The 18,613-nt window shown below is 72.0% G+C and carries 16 protein-coding genes; 8 read left to right on the top strand and 8 right to left on the bottom strand.

Going from position 1 to position 18,613, the window contains the following annotated elements:
- The first annotated feature begins 118 nt into the window (after positions 1 to 118).
- The 3 genes from ACLJQZ_RS18540 to ACLJQZ_RS18530 all read left to right on the top strand — a co-directional run bounded on the left by ACLJQZ_RS18540 (position 119) and on the right by ACLJQZ_RS18530 (position 4,345).
- Positions 119 to 1,693, top strand: a complete 1,575-nt coding sequence (locus ACLJQZ_RS18540) for a DAK2 domain-containing protein (protein WP_410621234.1) — start codon at positions 119 to 121, stop codon at positions 1,691 to 1,693.
- Between the two features lie 2 nt (positions 1,694 to 1,695).
- Positions 1,696 to 3,849, top strand: a complete 2,154-nt coding sequence (gene recG / locus ACLJQZ_RS18535) for an ATP-dependent DNA helicase RecG (protein WP_410621233.1) — start codon at positions 1,696 to 1,698, stop codon at positions 3,847 to 3,849.
- Positions 3,850 to 4,042: 193 nt separating this feature from the next.
- Entirely contained in the window at positions 4,043 to 4,345 is a 303-nt protein-coding gene (locus ACLJQZ_RS18530; RefSeq protein WP_410621232.1) for a GNAT family N-acetyltransferase, read from the top strand.
- On the opposite strand, the gene ACLJQZ_RS18525 is transcribed toward ACLJQZ_RS18530, so the two are convergent.
- Complete coding sequence (locus tag ACLJQZ_RS18525) at positions 4,326 to 4,937, bottom strand: TetR/AcrR family transcriptional regulator (RefSeq protein ID WP_410621231.1); 612 nt, start codon at positions 4,935 to 4,937, stop codon at positions 4,326 to 4,328. The genes ACLJQZ_RS18530 and ACLJQZ_RS18525 overlap by 20 nt on opposite strands.
- Before the next feature lie 98 nt (positions 4,938 to 5,035).
- Here ACLJQZ_RS18525 and ACLJQZ_RS18520 point away from each other — a divergent pair, with 98 nt between their 5' ends.
- From ACLJQZ_RS18520 to ACLJQZ_RS18510, 3 genes are all read left to right on the top strand, one after another.
- Entirely contained in the window at positions 5,036 to 5,947 is a 912-nt protein-coding gene (locus tag ACLJQZ_RS18520) for a S8 family peptidase (RefSeq protein WP_410621230.1), read from the top strand.
- A 624-nt stretch (positions 5,948 to 6,571) separates the two neighbouring features.
- A complete protein-coding gene (locus ACLJQZ_RS18515) occupies positions 6,572 to 9,949 on the top strand; it encodes a pyruvate carboxylase (RefSeq protein WP_410621229.1) in 3,378 nt (1,125 codons plus the stop codon).
- A 2-nt stretch (positions 9,950 to 9,951) separates the two neighbouring features.
- Positions 9,952 to 10,743 carry an arginase family protein gene (locus ACLJQZ_RS18510; protein ID WP_410621506.1) on the top strand — a complete coding sequence of 264 codons (792 nt, stop codon included), beginning with the start codon at positions 9,952 to 9,954 and terminating at the stop codon, positions 10,741 to 10,743.
- Between the two features lie 21 nt (positions 10,744 to 10,764).
- On the opposite strand, the gene ACLJQZ_RS18505 is transcribed toward ACLJQZ_RS18510, so the two are convergent.
- Together ACLJQZ_RS18505 and ACLJQZ_RS18500 are read right to left on the bottom strand one after the other, a co-directional pair.
- Entirely contained in the window at positions 10,765 to 11,127 is a 363-nt protein-coding gene (locus ACLJQZ_RS18505) for a GntR family transcriptional regulator (protein ID WP_410621228.1), read from the bottom strand.
- Entirely contained in the window at positions 11,124 to 11,822 is a 699-nt protein-coding gene (locus tag ACLJQZ_RS18500) for a hypothetical protein (RefSeq protein WP_410621227.1), read from the bottom strand. Before ACLJQZ_RS18500 ends, ACLJQZ_RS18505 begins: the two co-directional genes overlap by 4 nt.
- A 295-nt stretch (positions 11,823 to 12,117) precedes the next feature.
- Between ACLJQZ_RS18500 and ACLJQZ_RS18495 the strand changes: the two genes are divergently transcribed.
- Entirely contained in the window at positions 12,118 to 13,395 is a 1,278-nt protein-coding gene (locus ACLJQZ_RS18495; RefSeq protein WP_410621226.1) for a PucR family transcriptional regulator, read from the top strand.
- Here the strand turns inward: ACLJQZ_RS18495 and ACLJQZ_RS18490 are convergent.
- The 4 genes from ACLJQZ_RS18490 to ACLJQZ_RS18475 all read right to left on the bottom strand — a co-directional run bounded on the left by ACLJQZ_RS18490 (position 13,392) and on the right by ACLJQZ_RS18475 (position 16,575).
- Positions 13,392 to 13,766, bottom strand: a complete 375-nt coding sequence (locus tag ACLJQZ_RS18490) for a hypothetical protein (RefSeq protein WP_410621225.1) — start codon at positions 13,764 to 13,766, stop codon at positions 13,392 to 13,394. The genes ACLJQZ_RS18495 and ACLJQZ_RS18490 overlap by 4 nt on opposite strands.
- Positions 13,767 to 13,835: 69 nt before the next feature.
- A complete protein-coding gene (locus tag ACLJQZ_RS18485; protein WP_410621224.1) occupies positions 13,836 to 14,399 on the bottom strand; it encodes a hypothetical protein in 564 nt (187 codons plus the stop codon).
- 8 nt (positions 14,400 to 14,407) lie between these two features.
- Positions 14,408 to 15,853 (bottom strand): DUF6801 domain-containing protein, encoded by a 1,446-nt coding sequence (locus ACLJQZ_RS18480; RefSeq protein WP_410621223.1) that lies wholly within the window; start codon positions 15,851 to 15,853, stop codon positions 14,408 to 14,410.
- Between the two features lie 83 nt (positions 15,854 to 15,936).
- Entirely contained in the window at positions 15,937 to 16,575 is a 639-nt protein-coding gene (locus tag ACLJQZ_RS18475) for a DUF6801 domain-containing protein (RefSeq protein WP_410621222.1), read from the bottom strand.
- Positions 16,576 to 17,008: 433 nt separating this feature from the next.
- Between ACLJQZ_RS18475 and ACLJQZ_RS18470 the strand changes: the two genes are divergently transcribed.
- Complete coding sequence (locus ACLJQZ_RS18470) at positions 17,009 to 17,887, top strand: RCC1 domain-containing protein (RefSeq protein WP_410621505.1); 879 nt, start codon at positions 17,009 to 17,011, stop codon at positions 17,885 to 17,887.
- Between the two features lie 43 nt (positions 17,888 to 17,930).
- Here ACLJQZ_RS18470 and ACLJQZ_RS18465 read toward each other — a convergent pair whose 3' ends face one another.
- Positions 17,931 to 18,575: a hypothetical protein gene (locus ACLJQZ_RS18465; protein ID WP_410621221.1), complete on the bottom strand. Its 645-nt coding sequence runs from the start codon at positions 18,573 to 18,575 to the stop codon at positions 17,931 to 17,933.
- Positions 18,576 to 18,613 lie beyond the last annotated feature (38 nt).

Below are 18,613 nucleotides of genomic sequence, written 5' to 3'. Positions count from 1 at the left end.
CTGGGTCATAGAGATGAGCCCAGACGCACTGGGCAACTCGACCATAGTAACCAGTGGCTCAGCCGGGTTCCGCACGGGGTCGATACGCTCGCCCCGGGAACGGCGAGGAGGTCACGGGGTGCGGGTGCTGGACGCGGCGGCGGTGTCGGCCTGGGCTGCGGGTTGTGTGCGCAGCCTGGCGAGCCTGCGGCCGGCCATCGACGGGATCAACGTCTACCCCGTGGCGGACTCCGACACCGGCTCCAACATGCTCTTCACGATGACCGGCGCGGCCGCCGAACTCGACGTCGCCGCGCCGGAAACCGCCGCCGACGCGCTGAAGGTCCTCGCGCGCGGTGCCGTCGCCTCGGCCAAGGGCAACTCCGGCGTGATCCTCTCCCAGGTCGTGCGCGGGCTGGCCGACCGGGCCGAGGGCGAGCTGGACGGCGCGTGGCTGGCCGCCGCGCTGGGGCACGCCGACGAGGTCGCCACCGGCGCCGTGAGCCGCCCGGTCGCCGGGACCATCCTGACCGTGCTGCACGCCGTCGCCCTCGCCGTCCGCGGCGACACGCGTCACCTCGGTGAAGTGGCGCGAACCGCCGCGAAGGAAGCCGCGCACGCGCTCGAGAAGACGCCGCTCCAGCTGCCCGCGCTCGCCAAGGCCGGGGTCGTCGACGCCGGGGCCCGCGGGCTCGTCGCCGTGCTCGACGCGCTGGTCGGGGTGCTCACCGGCACCGCGGTCGAGCAGGATCACGCGCTCGAAGTGCCGGTGGTGGCGGAAGAGGTCTACGCCTGGGAGGTCATGTACCTGCTGGACGGCGTCGACGAGGAGAGCCTGCCGACCCTGCGCAAGGAGCTGGGCGGCCTCGGCGACAGCGTCACCGTGGCCGGCGACGGCTCGGGCAGCCACGCCGTGCACGTCCACTGCGCCGACATCGGCGCCGCCATCGAAGCCGGGCTGACGCTGGGGCGGCCGCGCCGGATCCGCGTCGAACCGCTGCTCACGCCGACGCCGATCGAGCCGGGCGGCGGGATCGACCGCACGGTCGTCGCCGTCGTGCACGGCGGCGGGCTGGCGGAGGTGCTGCGCGCCGAGAGCATCCCGGTCCTCGAAGTGCCCGAAGGCACCACACCGAGCGTCGAGGACATGATCGGCCTGCTCAACGAGGCCGCCGGGCGGCACGTCACGGTGCTGCCGGGCGGGGTCGCGCTGACCGCGGCGGCCGACGCCGCGGCGGGGCACGCGATGGCCGCCGACCGGGACGTCGTGGTCATCCCGTGCACGTCGCCGGTGCAGGTGCTCGCGGCGCTGGCCGTGCACGACGCCGGGCGCCGCACCAACGACGACGTCGTCGCGATGGCCGAGGCGGCCGCCGCGACCAGGCGTGGCGAACTGCGGATCGCGCAGGAGGAGTCGCTAACCTGGGTGGGCCGGGCCCAGTCCGGCGATGTGGTCGGCCTGGTCGACGACGAGGTGGTGCTCATCGAGGCCGCCCCGGCGTCGGAGACCAACCTCGTCGCGGCGGCGATGAAGGTGCTGAACCGGATGCTGGCGCTGGGCGGGGAACTGGTGACGGTGCTGAGCGGGGCGGCCGCGCCGCCGGGGGTCGCCGAAGAGCTCGCGGAGCAGCTTCGGGTGGAGCACCCCGAGGTGGAGCTGGCCGGGTACGCGGGCGGGCAGGCGGACGCCGTGCTGCTGATGGGAGTCGAATAGCGATGGCCGGACTGCGCGACAAGCTGCCGTTGCTGCTGGGTGCCAAGACGGCGAAGGCGCTCGCCACGGCGTTGGACATCGAGACGGTCAGCGACCTGCTGCGCCACTACCCGCGCCGCTACGCCGAGCGCGGCGAGCTCACCGACATCGCCGGCCTCGAGCTGGGCGAGCACGCGACCGTGCTGGCGCGCATCGAAAAGGTGAGCAAGCGCCGGATGAAGGCCCGCAACGGGACCATCATCGACATGGTGATCACCGACGGGAAGCGCCGGCTCACGTGTGCCTTCTTCAACCAGGCCTGGCGGGAGAAGGACCTGGTGCCGGGCAAGTCCGGCCTGTTCGCCGGCAAGGTCTCGGCGTTCCGCGACACCCTGCAGCTGACCAACCCCGAGTACGAGCTGTTCGAGGCCGACCGCGAAGCCGAGGCGATGGACGACTTCCTGGCCGCCATCATCCCCGTCTACCCGGCGGCGCAGGGCATGCCGACGTGGTCGATCGCCAAGTGCGTGCGCCAGGTGCTCGACGTCCTCGAGGTCGACGAGGACCCGATGCCGCCGGAGCTGCGGCGGCTCTACGCCTTGCCGGACCTCGAAAACGCGCTGCGCGGCATCCACCGCCCGGAGAACTGGGCGCACCTGGAGGCGTCGCGCAAGCGGCTCAAGTGGGACGAAGCGATGGCCGTGCAGCTGATCTTCGCGCAGCGCCGGCATTCCGCGATCTCCCGTCCGGCCAAGGCGAACCCGCACGTCGACGGCGGGATCATGGACGCCTTCGACAAGCGGCTCCCGTTCGACCTCACCGCGGGCCAGCGCGGCATCGGCGACGAGATCGCCACCGACCTGGCGACCGAGCACCCGATGAACCGGCTGCTGCAGGGCGAGGTCGGGTCGGGCAAGACGATCGTCGCGCTGCGGGCGATGCTGCAGGTGGTCGACAACGGGCGGCAGTCCGCGCTGCTGGCACCGACCGAGGTGCTCGCCGCGCAGCACGCGCGGTCGCTGCGCGAGATGCTCGGCGACCTGGCGCAGGCCGGCGAGCTGGGCGCGGCCGAGAAGGCCACCCGCGTCACGCTGCTCACCGGGTCGATGGGCGCGAAGGAACGCAAGAAAGCGTTGCTGGAGGCCATGAGCGGCGAGGCGGGCATCATCGTCGGCACGCACGCGCTCATCCAGGAGACCGTGCAGTTCGCCGACCTCGGCCTGGCCGTCGTCGACGAGCAGCACCGCTTCGGCGTCGAGCAGCGCGACGCCCTGCGCACCCGCGGCAGCGAGGGCACCAGCCCGCACGTGCTGGTGATGACCGCGACGCCGATCCCGCGCACGGTCGCCATGACCGTCTACGGCGACCTGGAGATCTCCGCGCTGCGCGAGATGCCGGTCGGCCGGTCGCCGATCAGCACGACCGTCGTCCCGGTGGCGGAGAAGCCGGCCTGGATGGACCGCGTCTGGCAGCGCGTCACCGAAGAGGTGTCCAAGGGGCACCAGGCCTACATCGTGTGCCCGCGGATCGGTGACGAGCCGCCGTCGGACAAGAGCGACAAGCGGCCGCCGGTCGCGGTGCTCGACATCGCGCCGCAGCTGGTGGAGGGGCCGCTCAAGGGCTTGCGCATCGCCGTGCTGCACGGCCGGATGCCCGCGGACGACAAGGACGCCGTGATGCGCGCCTTCGCCGCCGGGGAGCTGGACGTGCTCGTGGCCACCACCGTGATCGAGGTCGGCGTCAACGTGCCGAACTCGACGGCCATGGTGATCATGGACGCCGACCGGTTCGGGATCAGCCAGCTGCACCAGCTGCGCGGCCGCGTCGGCCGGGGCAGCGTGCCGGGGCTGTGCCTGCTGGTCACGGAAGCCCTCGACGGCACGACGACCCGCGAACGCCTGGCGGCGGTCGAGTCGACCACGGACGGTTTTGAGCTGTCCCGCCTCGACCTGGAGCTGCGCCGCGAGGGTGACATCCTCGGCGCCGCGCAGTCCGGGAAGCGGTCCACGCTCAAGCTGCTTTCCCTGCTGCGGGACGAAGACGTCATCGCGGAATCACGGGCGCGGGCGCAGGAGATCGTCGAGAAGGACCCGGCGATCTCGAAGTTCCCCGGCCTGGCCCAGATGGTCGCCGACGTCGTCGACGTCGAGCGCGCGGAGTACCTGGAGAAGTCGTGACCGCCGTGGTCCGGCCCGCCACCGAGGCGGACGCGGGCGCGATCGGCGAGATCCACGTGCGCTCCTGGCAAGCGGCGTACGACGGCTTGATGCCGGCGGACTTCCTCGCCCGCATCCCGGTCGAGGACCGGACGGCGGGCTGGGCCCGCACCCTGCGCGGCGGCGGCCGTGTGCTGGTGGTGGCCGACCGGAGGTGGTCGGCTTCGCCGCGTTCGGACCGCGCCGCGACGGGCCGGACGAGGGTGAGCTGTACGCGATCTACCTGCACCCGCGGGTGTGGAGCCGCGGCCTGGGCCGGCTGCTGCACGCTTCGGTGCTGACGTCGCTGGCCGCGAGCTGGCCGGCCGCGGTGCTGTGGGTGCTGGCGACGAACGAGCGCGCGAAGTCGTTCTACGAGCGCGCGGGCTGGTCCCTCGACGGCGGTTCGCGCACCGAAACGATCGCCGGTGGCACGGTTTCGCTGGAGGAGCTGCGGTTCAGGCGTCCGTTGCCGTGACGAACACCCCGGCTTTGGCGGCGGCCGCGCCTGCCGCGGCGGCGACGTCGGCGTCTCGCGGGGTCACGCCTTCGCGGGAGACGAACAGGCGGTAGAAGACCGGCCCGCAGGCGACGCGCACGACCTCGACCGCGTCCGTCCCGGCCGGAACCTCGCCGCGGGCCACGGCTCGCTCGACGATCGGGGCCGAGCGCGCGTGGCGGTCGACGTAGAACTCCTCCAGGGCGTCCGCCGCGCGGGTCGAGAGGAACGCCGCCGAGATCGACGCGATCGGCAGCTCGCGCAGGCCCGGCTCGGTGAAGAAGTGCACCAGCTCCCGGTTGACCTCGCGCAGGTCGCCTTCGAGGGACCCGGTGTCCGGCGCGGCCCACTCCTGCTCGGTGCCCATCAGCAGCGCCGCCGCGACCAGGCCTTCGGCGGACTCCCAGCGGCGGTACAGCGTCGTCTTGTGCACGCCGGAGCGGTCGGCCACGGCCTCGACCGTCAGCTCCGCGTACCCGCGCTCGCCGAGCAGTTCCAGGGTCGCGTCGAGGGCGGCGCGACGGGTCCGCTCGGTGCGGCCGCCCGGGCGCTGCGTGCCGATGGTCTCCAAGTGCCACTCCCGTTGCGTTAGTGCCGTCAGTGTAGATCAGCCGATCGGGCGACAGCCCTGAGTTGTCGCGGCTCCGGCTCGCGGGTACCACGCTGATCATGAGGAAACGACGGGGTGTTCTCGCGGCCGTGGCCATCGTGCTCGCCGGGCAGGCGCCGGCGGCCGCCGCCGGTGGAGTGCAGCAGGATCCGCCCAGCTGGGGGCTGGACCGGATCGACCAGCGCACCGGGCTCGACCACGCCTACCGCTACGGCGACGACGCCGCGGGCGTCACGATCTACGTGATCGACAGCGGCGTCGACGCGCAGCACCCCGACTTCCAGGGCCGCGTCGCGCCGGGGCGGGACTTCCTCGGCGGCGGCACCGACACGGCCGACACCAACGGCCACGGCACCCGGCTCGCCGGGATCGCCGCGGGCCAGGCTTACGGCGTCGCGAAGGGTGCGCAGATCGTGCCGGTGCGGGTGCTCGACTCCGGCGGCGGCGGCGCGACCGAGGAGATCATCGCCGGGCTCGACTGGGTCGCGCAGAACGCCCGGCAGCCCGCGGTCGCCGTCCTCGGCATCGGCGGCGTCCCGAACGACCAGCTCGACGCGGCCGTGAAGCGGCTGGCCACGGTGCTGCCGATCGCCGTCCCGGCCGGCAGCGAGACGGCGGACGCGAGCGGCTTCTCGCCGGGCCGGGTGAGCGAGGCGCTGACCGTCGGGGCGATCGACGACCAGGACCACCCGGACAAGGCGTCCAACTTCGGCCAGGACATCGACCTGTACGCGCCGGGCGTCGCCGTCCCGAGCCCGATCGCGGGCGGCACGACGGCGGGCCCGGAGTCGGGCACGTCGGTGGCCGCGGCGTTCGCGGCCGGCGCGGCGGCGATCTACCTGGCCCAGCACCCCGGCTCGACCCCTGCGCAGGTGGACCAAGCCCTGGTGCGGGCCGCGACGCCGGACGCGCTGAAGGGCGTCCCGGAAGGCACGGCCAACCGCCTGCTCTACGTGCCGCCCGCATCCTGACCGGCTGGTTCGAACCGGTGATCCACAGGCTCGCCGAGATGTGGACAACCGGGCCCGGCCCGCGGCTTTCCCGGCTCTTCGCCGGGCACCGCCGATATGCTGGACAGGGGACGCCCCCCCGGAGAGGGTGGGGGCCGCCTGGTGGCGCGGGGGCACGGCCACGGAGAGGGCCAGAGCCCGGGCGAAGTCGTCACCCGGAGCGGGCCGGCGACGACGGCAACGGCCACCACGCCGACCGGAATGGCCACCACAGCGTCGGGAGTGGCCACCATGCCGACCGGAGTGGCCAACACACCGACGGGAGCGGCCACCATGCCGACCGGAGTGGCCAACACACCGACGGGAACGGCCAACACAGCGACTGGAACGGCCAACACGCCGGCAGGCGGGTTCGCCAGCGGGCGCGGTGTGCCGTGGTGGCTACTCCGGGTGGTGTGGTGGCCACGTCCGCCGAGCGGGAGCCGTGCCCTCGGCGTCCTGAAACCTCGCCAGGGAGGTGCCACCAGGGCTGATCGGCCAATCTTTCCACGCGCATGATGTCCATCACCTGGTATGCAGCTCCCGCCCACCGGGAAAAACCGGGTAACGTGCGCTGACTACCGATCCAAACGGGAAGGACCGGGCATGTTCCGCAAGGTGCTGGTGGCCAACCGCGGTGAGATCGCGATCCGCGCGTTCCGCGCCGGCTTCGAACTGGGCGCGGGCACGGTCGCCGTGTTCCCCCACGAAGACCGCAACTCGCTGCACCGGCTGAAGGCCGACGAGGCGTACGAGATCGGCGAGCCCGGTCACCCCGTGCGCGCCTACCTCTCGGTCGACGAGATCGTCGCCGCGGCCAAGAAAGCCGGGGCCGACGCCGTCTACCCGGGTTACGGCTTCCTGTCGGAGAACCCCGATCTCGCGCGCGCGTGCGAGGAAGCGGGGATCACCTTCGTCGGCCCGAGTGCCGACATCCTCGAGCTCACCGGCAACAAGGCCCGCGCGGTCAAGGCCGCGCGCGAGGCCGGCGTCCCGGTGCTCGGCTCGTCCGAGCCGTCCAGCGACATCGACGCGCTGGTCGCGGCGGCCGACGAGCTGGGCTTCCCGGTGTTCGTCAAGGCCGTCGCCGGTGGTGGCGGGCGCGGTATGCGCCGCGTCCTGGAGCCGGCCCAGCTGCGCGAGTCCATCGAGGCCGCGGCGCGTGAGGCGGAGTCCGCCTTCGGCGACCCGACGGTGTTCCTCGAGAAGGCCGTCGTGGAGCCACGGCACATCGAGGTGCAGATCCTCGCCGACGCCGTGGGCAACATCATCCACCTCTACGAGCGCGACTGCTCGGTGCAGCGGCGCCACCAGAAGGTCGTCGAGCTGGCCCCGGCGCCGAACCTCGACCCCGAGCTGCGCGACCGGATCTGCGCCGACGCGGTCAAGTTCGCGAAGCAGATCGGCTACCGCAACGCCGGCACCGTCGAGTTCCTGCTCGACAAGCAGGGCAACCACGTCTTCATCGAGATGAACCCGCGCATCCAGGTCGAGCACACGGTCACCGAAGAGGTCACCGACGTCGACCTCGTGCAGTCGCAGCTGCGGATCGCCTCCGGCCAGACCCTCGACGACCTCGGCCTGAGCCAGGACAAGATCTACCTGCGCGGCGCCGCGCTGCAGTGCCGCATCACCACCGAAGACCCGGCCAACGGCTTCCGCCCGGACACCGGTATGATCTCCGCCTACCGCTCGCCGGGCGGCTCCGGCATCCGGCTCGACGGCGGCACCGCCTTCTCCGGCACCGAGATCAGCGCCCACTTCGACTCGCTGCTGGTGAAGCTCACCTGCCGCGGGCGCGACTTCGAGACCGCCGTCGGCCGCGCGCGCCGCGCCGTCGCCGAGTTCCGGATCCGCGGTGTGGCCACGAACATCCCGTTCCTGCAGGCCGTGCTCGACGACCCGGACTTCCGCGCCGGGCGCGTCACGACGTCGTTCATCGAGGAACGTCCGCACCTGCTCACCGCGCGGCACTCCGCCGACCGCGGCACGCGGCTGCTGACCTACCTCGCCGACCAGACGGTCAACAAGCCGCACGGCGAGCGCCCGAAGACGCCCGACGCGACGCTGAAGCTGCCGAAGCTGGCGAAGGACGCCCAGCCGCCCGCCGGCTCGAAGCAGAAGCTCGTCGAGGTCGGTCCGGAAGGCTTCGCCCGCTGGCTGCGGGAGTCGCCGCACATCGGCGTCACCGACACGACGTTCCGCGACGCGCACCAGTCGCTGCTCGCCACCCGCGTCCGCACGAAGGACCTGCTGGCGGTGGCGCCGATCGTCGCGAACACCGTGCCGCAGCTGCTGTCCCTGGAGTGCTGGGGTGGCGCGACCTACGACGTCGCGCTGCGGTTCCTCGCCGAGGACCCGTGGGAGCGGCTCGCCGCGCTGCGCGAGGCCGTGCCCAACATCTGCCTGCAGATGCTGCTGCGCGGGCGCAACACCGTCGGCTACACGCCGTACCCGACCGAGGTGACCAACGCCTTCGTCCAAGAGGCCACGAAGACCGGCATCGACATCTTCCGGATCTTCGACGCGCTGAACGACGTCGAGCAGATGCGCCCGGCCATCGAAGCCGTGCGCGAGACCGGAACCGCGGTCGCCGAGGTGGCGCTCTGCTACACCTCGGACCTGTCGGACCCGGGCGAGAAGCTCTACACGCTCGACTACTACCTCAAGCTGGCCGAACAGATCGTCGGCGCCGGGGCGCACGTCCTGGCGATCAAGGACATGGCCGGGCTGCTGCGCGCACCCGCGGCGACCCGGCTGGTCACCGCGCTGCGCAAGGAGTTCGACCTGCCGGTGCACATCCACACCCACGACACCGCGGGTGGCCAGCTGGCCACCTACCTCGCGGCGATCAACGCGGGTGCGGACGCCGTCGACGGCGCGGTGTCGTCCATGGCGGGCACGACGTCGCAGCCGTCGCTGTCGTCGATCGTGGCGGCCACCGACCACTCCGACCGCACCACCGGGCTGAGCCTGGACGCGATCGGCGAGCTGGAGCCGTACTGGGAGAGCGTGCGCAAGATCTACGCGCCGTTCGAGGCCGGGCTGGCCTCGCCCACCGGGCGCGTCTACCACCACGAGATCCCCGGCGGGCAGCTGTCGAACCTGCGCACCCAGGCCATCGCGCTGGGCCTGGGCGACCGGTTCGAGGACATCGAGGCGATGTACGCGGCGGCCGACAAGATCCTCGGCCACCTGGTGAAGGTGACGCCGTCGTCGAAGGTCGTCGGCGACCTCGCGCTGCACCTGGTCGGCGCGGGCGTCTCCCCGGCCGACTTCGAGGCGGAGCCGAACAAGTTCGACATCCCCGACTCGGTGATCGGCTTCCTGCGCGGCGAGCTCGGCGACCCGCCGGGCGGCTGGCCGGAGCCGTTCCGCACCAAGGCCCTCGAAGGCCGCGCGGACCCGAAGCCGGTGCAGGAACTGTCCGAAGAGGACCGCAAGGCCCTCGGGGAGAACCCCCGCCGGACGCTGAACCGGCTGCTGTTCCCCGGCCCCACCAAGGAGTTCGAGGCGCACCGCGAGGCCTACGGCGACACCTCGGTGCTGCCCACCAAGGACTTCTTCTACGGCCTGCGCCCGGGGGAGGAGTACGCCGTCGACCTCGAGCCGGGTGTGCGGCTCCTCATCGAGCTGGAGGCGATCGGCGAGGCCGACGAGCGCGGCCTGCGCACGGTGATGTCGACGCTCAACGGCCAGCTGCGCCCGATCCAGGTCCGCGACACCTCGATCGCGTCGGACATCCCGGCGACCGAGAAGGCGGACAAGGGCAACCCGAAGCAGGTCGCGGCGCCGTTCGCCGGCGTGGTCACGCTGCAGGTCAACGAGGGCGACACGGTCGAGGCCGGTGCCACGGTCGCGACGATCGAGGCGATGAAGATGGAGGCCTCGATCACGGCGTCCGCGGGTGGCAAGGTGTCGCGCCGCGCGATCAACGCCGTCCAGCAGGTCGAGGGCGGCGACCTCCTGCTCGTCCTGGAGTGACCCTGCTGATCAACGCGGTACCGCAACGGCAAGGTGCGGTAAGCCCTCGGGCGGGTGACCTGCCCGGGGGCTGCGTCGCCCTCGCGGAGCTGGCCGGGCACGTGCTCGGCCGGCCCGTGCACCACGTCCCGCAGTCCCGTGAACTGTCCGAAGTGGACGCCGGGATCGCCAACCGCGCGGTGCTGACCGGGCCGAACCGCGCGGCGCAGCTGGCCGCGCTGGAGGCCCCGGGCGGCCCGGTCCTGACGATCGGCGGTGACTGCGGCGTCGAGCTGGTCCCGATCGGCGTCGCCCGGTACCGGTACGGCCCGGGCCTGGGCGTCGCGTGGTTCGACGCGCACGCGGACCTGAACACGGCGGCGACGTCGCCGTCAGGGGCGTTCCACGGGATGGTGCTGCGGTCGCTGCTCGGCGAGGGCGACCCGGAGTTCGCGGCTGCGCCGGCTCTGGAGCCGGGACGCGCGGTGCTGATCGGGACCCGGGTGTTCGACCCGGAAGAGTGTTCGGCGGTCGCGCGGGGGCTGGCGGTCACGTCGGTCGATGCGTTGGCGGGCGCGGAGAAGCTGTACGTGCACGTGGACCTGGATGTGCTGGATCCGACGGAGTTCGGCGGGCTCAACTACCCCGAGCCGGGCGGCTGGACGATCGCGCGGCTGGTGTCGTCGCTGGACGCGCTGGCGGCCTACGACGTCATCGGCGCGGGGATCACCGAGTGTGTGGGCAACCCGCGCGAGGTCGAGGTGCTCGAGCCGGTGCTGGCCGCGTTGGGTCGGCTTCTCGTGAGTGGTAATTAGGGTTCTAACCCGAATTACCACTCACGACGGGTAGGCCTTGCGGACCGCGTCGAGGGCGATGTCGAGGTTCGCGCCCAGGTCCTGGGCCCGGGTCGCGTAGTCGGCCGCCGCGGCCAGGAGCAGGGCCGCCGGGTCCGGGCGGTTCGCGGGGATCGTGATCACCGTGCCGCGGGCCCGCGCGGTCTCCACCCAGCCCGCCGTCTCCAGCTCGCGGTACGCGCGGGCCACCGTGCCCGACGCCAGGCCCAGGTCGCGGGCCAGCTGGCGGATCGGCGGCAGGCGCGTCCCCTCGGGGAGCGCGCCCGCCGTGGCCGCGCGGATGATCTGGTCGTGCACCTGCCGCCAGGGCGCCAGGCCGTTCTCGGTGTCGACGACGATCTTCACGCGAGCGCCGGGAGCCTCTTCAGCGGGGCGGTGACGGCCAGGAACGCGGCGATGCCCACCACGACGATCAGGAGCGACGCGAGGTTGCCCTGCGTCCAGCTGTCCGCCGTGCAGGTGGCGATGCCCAGCCCGATCGCGACGCGGGCGCTGCGGCAGCGCAGGGCCAGGTCGGCGCGCGGCTCCCCGGCCGGCGGGCGCCGCACGGCCAGCAGGGTGATCGCCCAGCAGACCAGCGTCGTGCCGACGGCGACCGCCAGCAGCGGCCACTGCCGGGTCAGGGCCAGGTGGACGATCGCGGCCGCCGACGCCAGCCCGCTGAGCACCAGGGCCCAGGCGGGGACGACGTCGCGCAGCGTCCGCCGGACGAGGACGGCTTCCCGCTGTGGCCCGCGGGTGGGCCGCTGGGCGAGCAGCTCGGCGATCAGGCCGCCGAGCAGCAGGGTGCCGACGATCGCGGCGCTGCCGTCGTTGCTGCCGAACAGCTGCGGGAGCCCCAGGTAGAGCCACGGGTACCAGAACCGGCGCCGCTTGAGGTAGCGGACGGCGATGGCCACCTCGGCGGCGTCCGGGTCCGGCACCCCCCAGCGCACGAGCAGGCGGGCCCCGCGCTTGTCGTTCGGCCACAGGATGATCAGGATCACCAGGCCGCCCAGGCCCATGACGAGCCCGACCGCGAGCATGTTGTCCCACGCCATGTCGTACCTCCCGCTTGTATCAACCACACGATACAAGCGACCGGGTCCGGGTGCGCGCCGGGCGGGTGGTTCGTCCGTTCGTACGTACATCCGGGTGCAGTCGGCGGGGTACTTGTCAGCATTTCTCATGAGTGCCTCGTGAACTTGTCACGAAGATGACAAGAAATCGGTTTCCCTTCGAAGGTGTGACACGTTCCGGGCTAGTTTTTCGATGTGTCCGGTGTCACCCCGCACCAGGCGCGGGGTGCTCGGCCGCGCGTCCGCGGGGCCTCTGGGGCGGAGCAAAGGAGCTGCGATGTCGGTGGAGCGCGGATTCGACCACCCCGCACCGCCGGCCGGACTGCCCCGCAAGCTCGCCGACATCCTCCGGCCCGAGCTGGCCAGCCTCGCCGCCGAGATCGTCGACGAGATCCGCGCGACCATCCCGGCCTACGCCCGCCCGCTCGACGGGCCCTACGGCAAGTCGATCCGCGCCGGCGTCGAATACGCGATCACGCTGTTCGTCGCGCAGATCGCCGACCCGACGGTGTCCAAGGAGCAGTCCCACGACGTGCACCACCGCCTCGGGCAGAACGAGATGCGCGAAGGCCGCAGCCTCGACACGCTGCAGTCGGCCTACCGGGTCGGCGCGCGGGTGTCGTGGCGGCGGATCATGCGTGTCGGACGGCGGAGCGGGCTCTCGTCGGCGGTGATGTCCCAGCTGGCCGACGCGATGCTGGCGTTCATGGACGAGCTCGCCTCCGTCGCGCTCGACGGCTACCTGGAAGCGAAGGCGCGCACGGCGGGCGCGCTCGACACCTGGCGCCGCAAGCTGCTCCACCTGATCCTCGAGACGCCGCCCGCGTCACCGAAGGCGATCGCCGAGCTGGCCCAGCTGATCGGCTGGACGGTCCCGACCGACGCGACCCCGGTGGCCGTCTGCCCGGCCGACGGCGTCGCCCCGGCCCGGCGCCACGCGGGCCTGGACGCCGACGTCCTCGCCGAGCTCGACACCCCCGACCCGAAGCTGGTCGTGCCCGGCCAGCTGGGCAGCGCCCGCCTGGCGACGCTGCAGGTGGCGCTCCCGGACTGCCGTCTCTCGATCGGCCCGTGCGTGCCGCTGGCCTCGGTCGCGGACTCCCTGCGCTGGGCCCGGAACGCGCTGCAGCTCACCGAACGCGGCGTCCTGGTGCCCCGCCCGGTGCTGCGGGCCGAGGAGCACCTGGCGACGCTGCTGGTCAACTCCGACACGGGCCTGGTCGGCACGTTGCGGCACCGGCTGTTCGCGCCGCTGGCGGACATGACGGGCAAGCAGCAGGAGCGGCTGCTGGAGACACTGCGGGCGTGGCTGGACAGCCAGGGCAACGTGGTGGAGATCGCGGAACGCCTCGGCGTCCACCCCCAGACGGTCCGCTACCGCATGCGCCAGCTCCAGGCGACCTTCGGCGACAGCCTGCGCGACCCGGGAGCCCGGTTCGAGATGGAGCTGGCGTTGCGCGCAGGCGCGGCCCCGTTGCCGTTGCGCTACCCGGTGAGCGACCTGCTGCCGGTCCCGCGCGCGGGCGCGATCCGTCCACAGTGGACGCCGAGCTAGCCGATCGGCATCGTGGGCGAGAAGCCGGCGTTCTGGCCCGGGGTCTGCGCGCAGACCAGGGTCGGGCCCGCGGGGGCGCCGTCCGGACGGTGCAGGGAAAGGATCAACGCCAGCCGGTCCGCGCGGAACGTGACGGTTCCCGATGCGGCCGCCTTGTGCGTCTGCCGGCCCCCGGCGAAGTCGATCGCCACCGGGTCGGGGCCCCACATCGCCGGTACGTCCGGTGCGGAGACGGTCGACGAGCGCGGCGCGTTCGCGGCCTCGACGAACGCCGCGGTGAAGCCGCCGGTGAGGCCGTCGTTGCCGCCGGCGGTGAGGTTCGCGTGGGCGGCCGGGGACAGCGTGACGCTGCCGGAGACGCCGGAAATCACGAAGGCGGCGCCGGGGCGACCGAGTCCGGGCCGGTGAACCGCTGCACCAGGGTGACGCGCTGCAGCGAGTTAGGTGATCGGGACGCTCGGGGTGAACGCCGGGTTCTGCGCCGGGCTGGTGACCTTGAGCGTGCAGTTCGACGTCCAGGGGACCCACGTTCCGCCGGCGCGGTGGAACTCCAGGGCCTCGGTGACGGTGGGACCCAGCGTGAACCCGACCGCGAACGCCGCGCCGGCGGTGAACACCTGGGGTGAACCGGTCACCGAGAAGGTGGTGATCGGCTGGGCGGGGAAGCCGCCCGCGATCGTCCCGGACGCGGGTGTCGCGCCCGAGACGGTGAACGTCGCGGCGATGGAGCCGCGCACCTGGTCGTAGCCGGCCGCGGTCAGCAGCGTGTGCACCGCGGCCGAGAAGGCCTGCGTCGCGGACGGCGTGACCGTGAAAGCCTGCCCGGTGTGGGGATCGGTCACCGAGAGGTGGGCCGTCAGCGTCGCCGGCTGCGGCGAGATTCCCGGGTACGTGCAGGTGTAGGTCAGCGCACCCGTGTTCGTGATCGTCGTCGCCCTCGCGGTTCCCGCCGTCACGCCCGTGACGAGCAGAGCCGCCGCGACGGCCGTTCCGATTCCCCTCATGAGTTCCCTCAGTTCGGCTTCTTGACCGCCTTCTGCGTGTTCTGGGTCTTCTGTGCCGTGGCGCTGCCGGGCGGTGGCGGGTTGGAGCCGTCCGGGCACTGGGTCTGGTCGGGTTCGGTGCAGGGCACCAGGTTGTAGGTGTCGACGAACGCCTGGTTGCCCGGGCCGGAGCTCATCCCGGTGAGCAGCGGGTTCAGGTCCTGGCCGCCGGCGCCGCAGCCGCGGAACGCCGGCAGCACGAAGCCCTTCGCCGGGTCGGTCCGGATGTGCCCGACGCTGAACGGGTCGTACGGGCCGCTCAGATCGAGCGACACCGGCGTCGCCGTCACGCAGTCGGGGCCGAGGTCGAGCGGGACGCCGTTGATCTTCGCTTCGCTCAGCCGCGCGATCACCGACAGCTGCGTGTCCAGCACGGGTTCGCCGGTGACCGGGTCGTCGTGCAGGCCGCCGGAGATGTCGATGAGCTTGCTGTCCTGGTAGTCGAGCGGCAGGAACTCGATGGTCGCCGTCACCGGCACGAACCCGAAACCGAGGAACGTGGCGGTGGCCGGCTTGAAGACGGTCGACCCGGTGACCTTGCGGTCGACGATCTCGCCGGTGTCGGGGTCGAGCGCCAGGATGAACAGCCCGTTGATCAGGAACGCGGGGTCGCTGACGACGGTGGCACCGAGCTTCGCGACGGTCGACGTCGTCAGGACGCTGACCAGGGCCAGCGGTGTGGGGATCTCCAGCGGCGGGGCCGGGTCGTCCAATGTGGACACTCCACCCGGGCCGGTCTGCTGCTTCTGCTTGGTACCCGGCGCGGCCTTCGGAAGCACCAGGATCTTGCCCAGCGTCGCCGGCTGGCCCGGGTCCAGGGTGCACGCGATGCCGGGTGCGGGCTGGGTGCTCGCGGTCGCGTCCGGTGGCGGGACGGCGGCCAGCGCGAGCGTCGGCGCGGTGACGTCGAGGGTGACCGGGCCGACGGTGTTGATCGCGATCCGCGGGACCGTGCCGGTCGCCGTCAAGGTGACGTCACCGGTCTCCGGCAGCGGGGTGGCCGCCACGGTCAGCGGGACCGGGACCTTCTCGGCGCGGTCGCTCTGGTGCACGGAGATGGTCGTGGCGACGGTGCCCTGGAGCGATCCGGCGGTGGCGCCGGCGGGGAGGAGAGCGAGCGCGACGTCGCGGGGGAGCGTGAACTTCGCGGAGAAGTCGCTGATCGTCGCGGCGGAGCTGGTCTTCGCCTGGGCGGGCAGCGTCGCCGACGTCTCGACGGTGAGCGCGCGCGAGCCGATCGGGTCGGCGAAGGGACAGGTCACCGAGACCGACGCCGTCGCTTTCGTGTCCGGCGGGACCGCCGGGGCGGGGGCGGCCGAACCGACCCCGGTCAGCGCGCCGTTCGCCGCGGACAGCAGGCCGGCGGCCGCCAGCGCGGACACCGTGACGGTGCGGGGCCGGACTCGACGTGGCATCGGGTTCCTCGGGTGTTCGGGAGCGGGAAACCGGGAAAGTCCCGGTGCGGACCCGTCGAGGGGGCCCGCACCGGGACGTCCGGTCAGGAGACGGTGATGCTCGGGCTGAACGAGGTGTTCTGCACCGGGCTCGTCGCCTTCAGGGTGCAGCTCATCGCCCACGGCGTCCAGGTGTTCGTGGACTTCTTGTGGAATTCCAGTGCCGCCGACAGCGAGCTCGTCAGCGACAGCGTGGCGGTGCCCGCGGCGGACGGCGCCGTCCAGTTCGGGATGCTGGACGTCGCGACCTGCGCGATGTTCACCGTGATCGCCCCGCCGGTCGGGTAGATCACCTGCGGGATGTTCAGCCCGGTCGCCGCCGGCTGCGACAGCGTGCCCGAGGACGCGCTGACCGGCACGCTGGCCGTGCCCCGGATGCCGTCGTAGCCGACCGCGGTGAGCAGCGAGTGGACGGTCGAGGAGATCGTCGCGGTGCCGTTCACGTTGCTCGGGGTGACGGTGGTGCTGTGCACGACCGAGCTCGGCGCGTCCAGGTGCGCGACGACCGCGACCGGCTGCGGCGAGATGCCCGGGAAGGTGCAGTTGTACGTGACGGGCGTCGTGCCGCCGGCGGTGTAGGTGATCGTCGCGGCCGACGCGACGCCGGCCGTCAGCACCGCGATGGCGCCGATGGCGGTCGCGGTGGTGGCGATACCGGCGGACAGCCTGCTGAGTCGGGACATGCCTTCATCTCCTTTGATTCAGTTCAGTCTCGGCTTTGGCTGATCGATTTTCTCGCCGCCGTGCCCCCATCGCGTTCACCCGACCCCATTGCCCCGGGTGGCGGGACGCGATTCACCGGCGTGCGAGGTGGAGGTCCATCTGCCGAAATCGAGGCTACTCGCCAGTTCAGTACGGAACAAGACTTCGTCCTTGCGTGGGTGAGGGCCCGTGCGGGTGTATCGATTTCTTGTGTCCCGCCGCGTAGGCTCGCCGAAGGATTTGGCGGATTGTGACAAAGAGCGGTCACGACGGCGAACCGCTGTGCCGAACGGTCTACCATTTGTGATCTTGCCGGGCAATGCCGGATAACGAAACCGGAGAAATGAGGCTACCGTGCCGGGTACTTCCCGTTGTGGACGGGTATCACTGAAGGGAGCCGCATTCGCGGTGGCCGTGGCGACGACCGCTTCGTTGTGCGCGTCGCCCGCGTACGCGGCCGGTGTCGGCGGCGTCATCGGCTGGGGCAAACCGGACTACGACGTCACGATCCCGCCGCCGGCGACGCTGGACGGGGTCACCGCCGTGTCGGCGGGCAGCACGACCGCGCTGGCGCTGAAGGGCGGCGCGGTCCTCGCGTGGGGCGCGAACAACTGGGGCGCCAACCAGGTACCCGCGGCGGCGACGTCCGGGGTCAGCCAGATCGCCTCCGGCTGGGGCCACGAACTGGCCCTCAAGAGCGGCAAGGTCCTGGCCTGGGGCAACAACTGGTACGGCCAGACCACCCTGCCCGCGTCGGTGGGCAGTGGCGTCATCGCGATCTCGGCGTCCAACATGCACAGTCTCGCCCTGAAACAAGGCGGGCAGGTGATCAGCTGGGGGACGCGGACCGACGTGCCGGCGGCCGCGCAGTCCGGCGTGAGCGCGATTTCCGCCGGTGGCGACCACAACCTGGCACTCAAGAACGGCGGCGTGCTGGCCTGGGGGAGCAACACCTACGGCCAGGCGACCGTGCCGGCCGGCCTGTCGTCCGGGGTCACGGCGGTCTCCGCCGGGTACCAGCACAGCCTGGCGCTGAAGGGTGGCCGGGTCTACGCGTGGGGCCGGGACAACTACCTGCAGGTCGACGTGCCGCCGGAAGCCCTGTCCGGCGTCGCGGGCATCGACGCCGGGTTCAACCACAACCTGGCGTACAAGACGAACGGGGACATCATCGTCTGGGGCTCGAACATCGTCGGGGAGTCGTCGCCGCTGACCTGCGGCCCGGTGTTCGCGGTGTCCGCCGGGGACAACGACAGTTTTGTGCTGAAGGCGGATCCGAACGCGGCTTGCTGAGCCGGCGGGTGGCGGGCCCGGAAGCCCGCCACCCGCGCTCGGATCAGGTGGCGTCGTTGGCGAGGTCGAGCGAAATCGTGTTGCCCGGCCCGGAAATCAGGGCGCCGAGCGCGATGTCGGCGATGAAGCAGTTGGTGAACTCGGGGATCGTGTAGGTGCCCTTGACGGTGAACGCGGGCGCGGTGATGTCGATGTCCTGCGCGCTCAGGTTCAGGTCGAGCGGGGTCTTCGTCTTGCAGCTGCCCGGCACGGTCGGCAGCGGGATGATCGGCACGATCGGACCGGCCCAGATGTCGTAGATCTCCATGTTGGCCTTGGCCTTGGTGACGAGGTTGCCGTCGGCGATCGAACCGGTGACCGGGCCGAGCGGCGTGACCTTCACCTTCGCCTTGATCCGGAAGATCCCGGACAGCAAGGAGATGTCGGCCTGCGCCGGCGGCAGCGTCAGGTTCGCGCTGAGCCCGACCGACCCGGTCTGGTCGTCGATCAGCAGGTTGCCCTTGAGGCTGCCGGGGCCGAGCTTCAGGGCGCTGCCGGTCTTCTTGACCGTGGAGGAGCCGGTGACCTTGTAGGACACCGCGATGGGAATGATGTCGGCCGACGCGGGTGTCACGGCGACCCCGGTCAGGACGACGGCCGCCGCCGACGTGAGCACAGCCAGTCTCTTCAGCTGCGTTGCCATGGACATAGTTGTTCTCCCTTGCGATTTTCCCGGCCGGTTCCGGA

It is taken from the genome of Amycolatopsis sp. cmx-8-4, from assembly GCF_046548675.1.
Taxonomy (GTDB): Bacteria; Actinomycetota; Actinomycetes; order Mycobacteriales; family Pseudonocardiaceae; genus Amycolatopsis.
The sequence above is the reverse complement of the archived record's forward strand: the minus strand, read 5'-3'. Positions and strand labels throughout refer to the sequence as shown.

Coding starts and splice junctions, on each gene's coding strand:
- recG (WP_410621233.1), top strand. CDS start 1,696: ATGGCCGGACTGCGCGACAAGCTGCCGTTGCTGCTGGGTGCCAAGACG.
- ACLJQZ_RS18520 (WP_410621230.1), top strand. CDS start 5,036: ATGAGGAAACGACGGGGTGTTCTCGCGGCCGTGGCCATCGTGCTCGCC.
- ACLJQZ_RS18515 (WP_410621229.1), top strand. CDS start 6,572: ATGTTCCGCAAGGTGCTGGTGGCCAACCGCGGTGAGATCGCGATCCGC.
- ACLJQZ_RS18500 (WP_410621227.1), bottom strand. CDS start 11,822: ATGGCGTGGGACAACATGCTCGCGGTCGGGCTCGTCATGGGCCTGGGC.
- ACLJQZ_RS18495 (WP_410621226.1), top strand. CDS start 12,118: ATGTCGGTGGAGCGCGGATTCGACCACCCCGCACCGCCGGCCGGACTG.
- ACLJQZ_RS18485 (WP_410621224.1), bottom strand. CDS start 14,399: ATGAGGGGAATCGGAACGGCCGTCGCGGCGGCTCTGCTCGTCACGGGC.
- ACLJQZ_RS18480 (WP_410621223.1), bottom strand. CDS start 15,853: ATGCCACGTCGAGTCCGGCCCCGCACCGTCACGGTGTCCGCGCTGGCG.
- ACLJQZ_RS18475 (WP_410621222.1), bottom strand. CDS start 16,575: ATGTCCCGACTCAGCAGGCTGTCCGCCGGTATCGCCACCACCGCGACC.
- ACLJQZ_RS18465 (WP_410621221.1), bottom strand. CDS start 18,575: ATGTCCATGGCAACGCAGCTGAAGAGACTGGCTGTGCTCACGTCGGCG.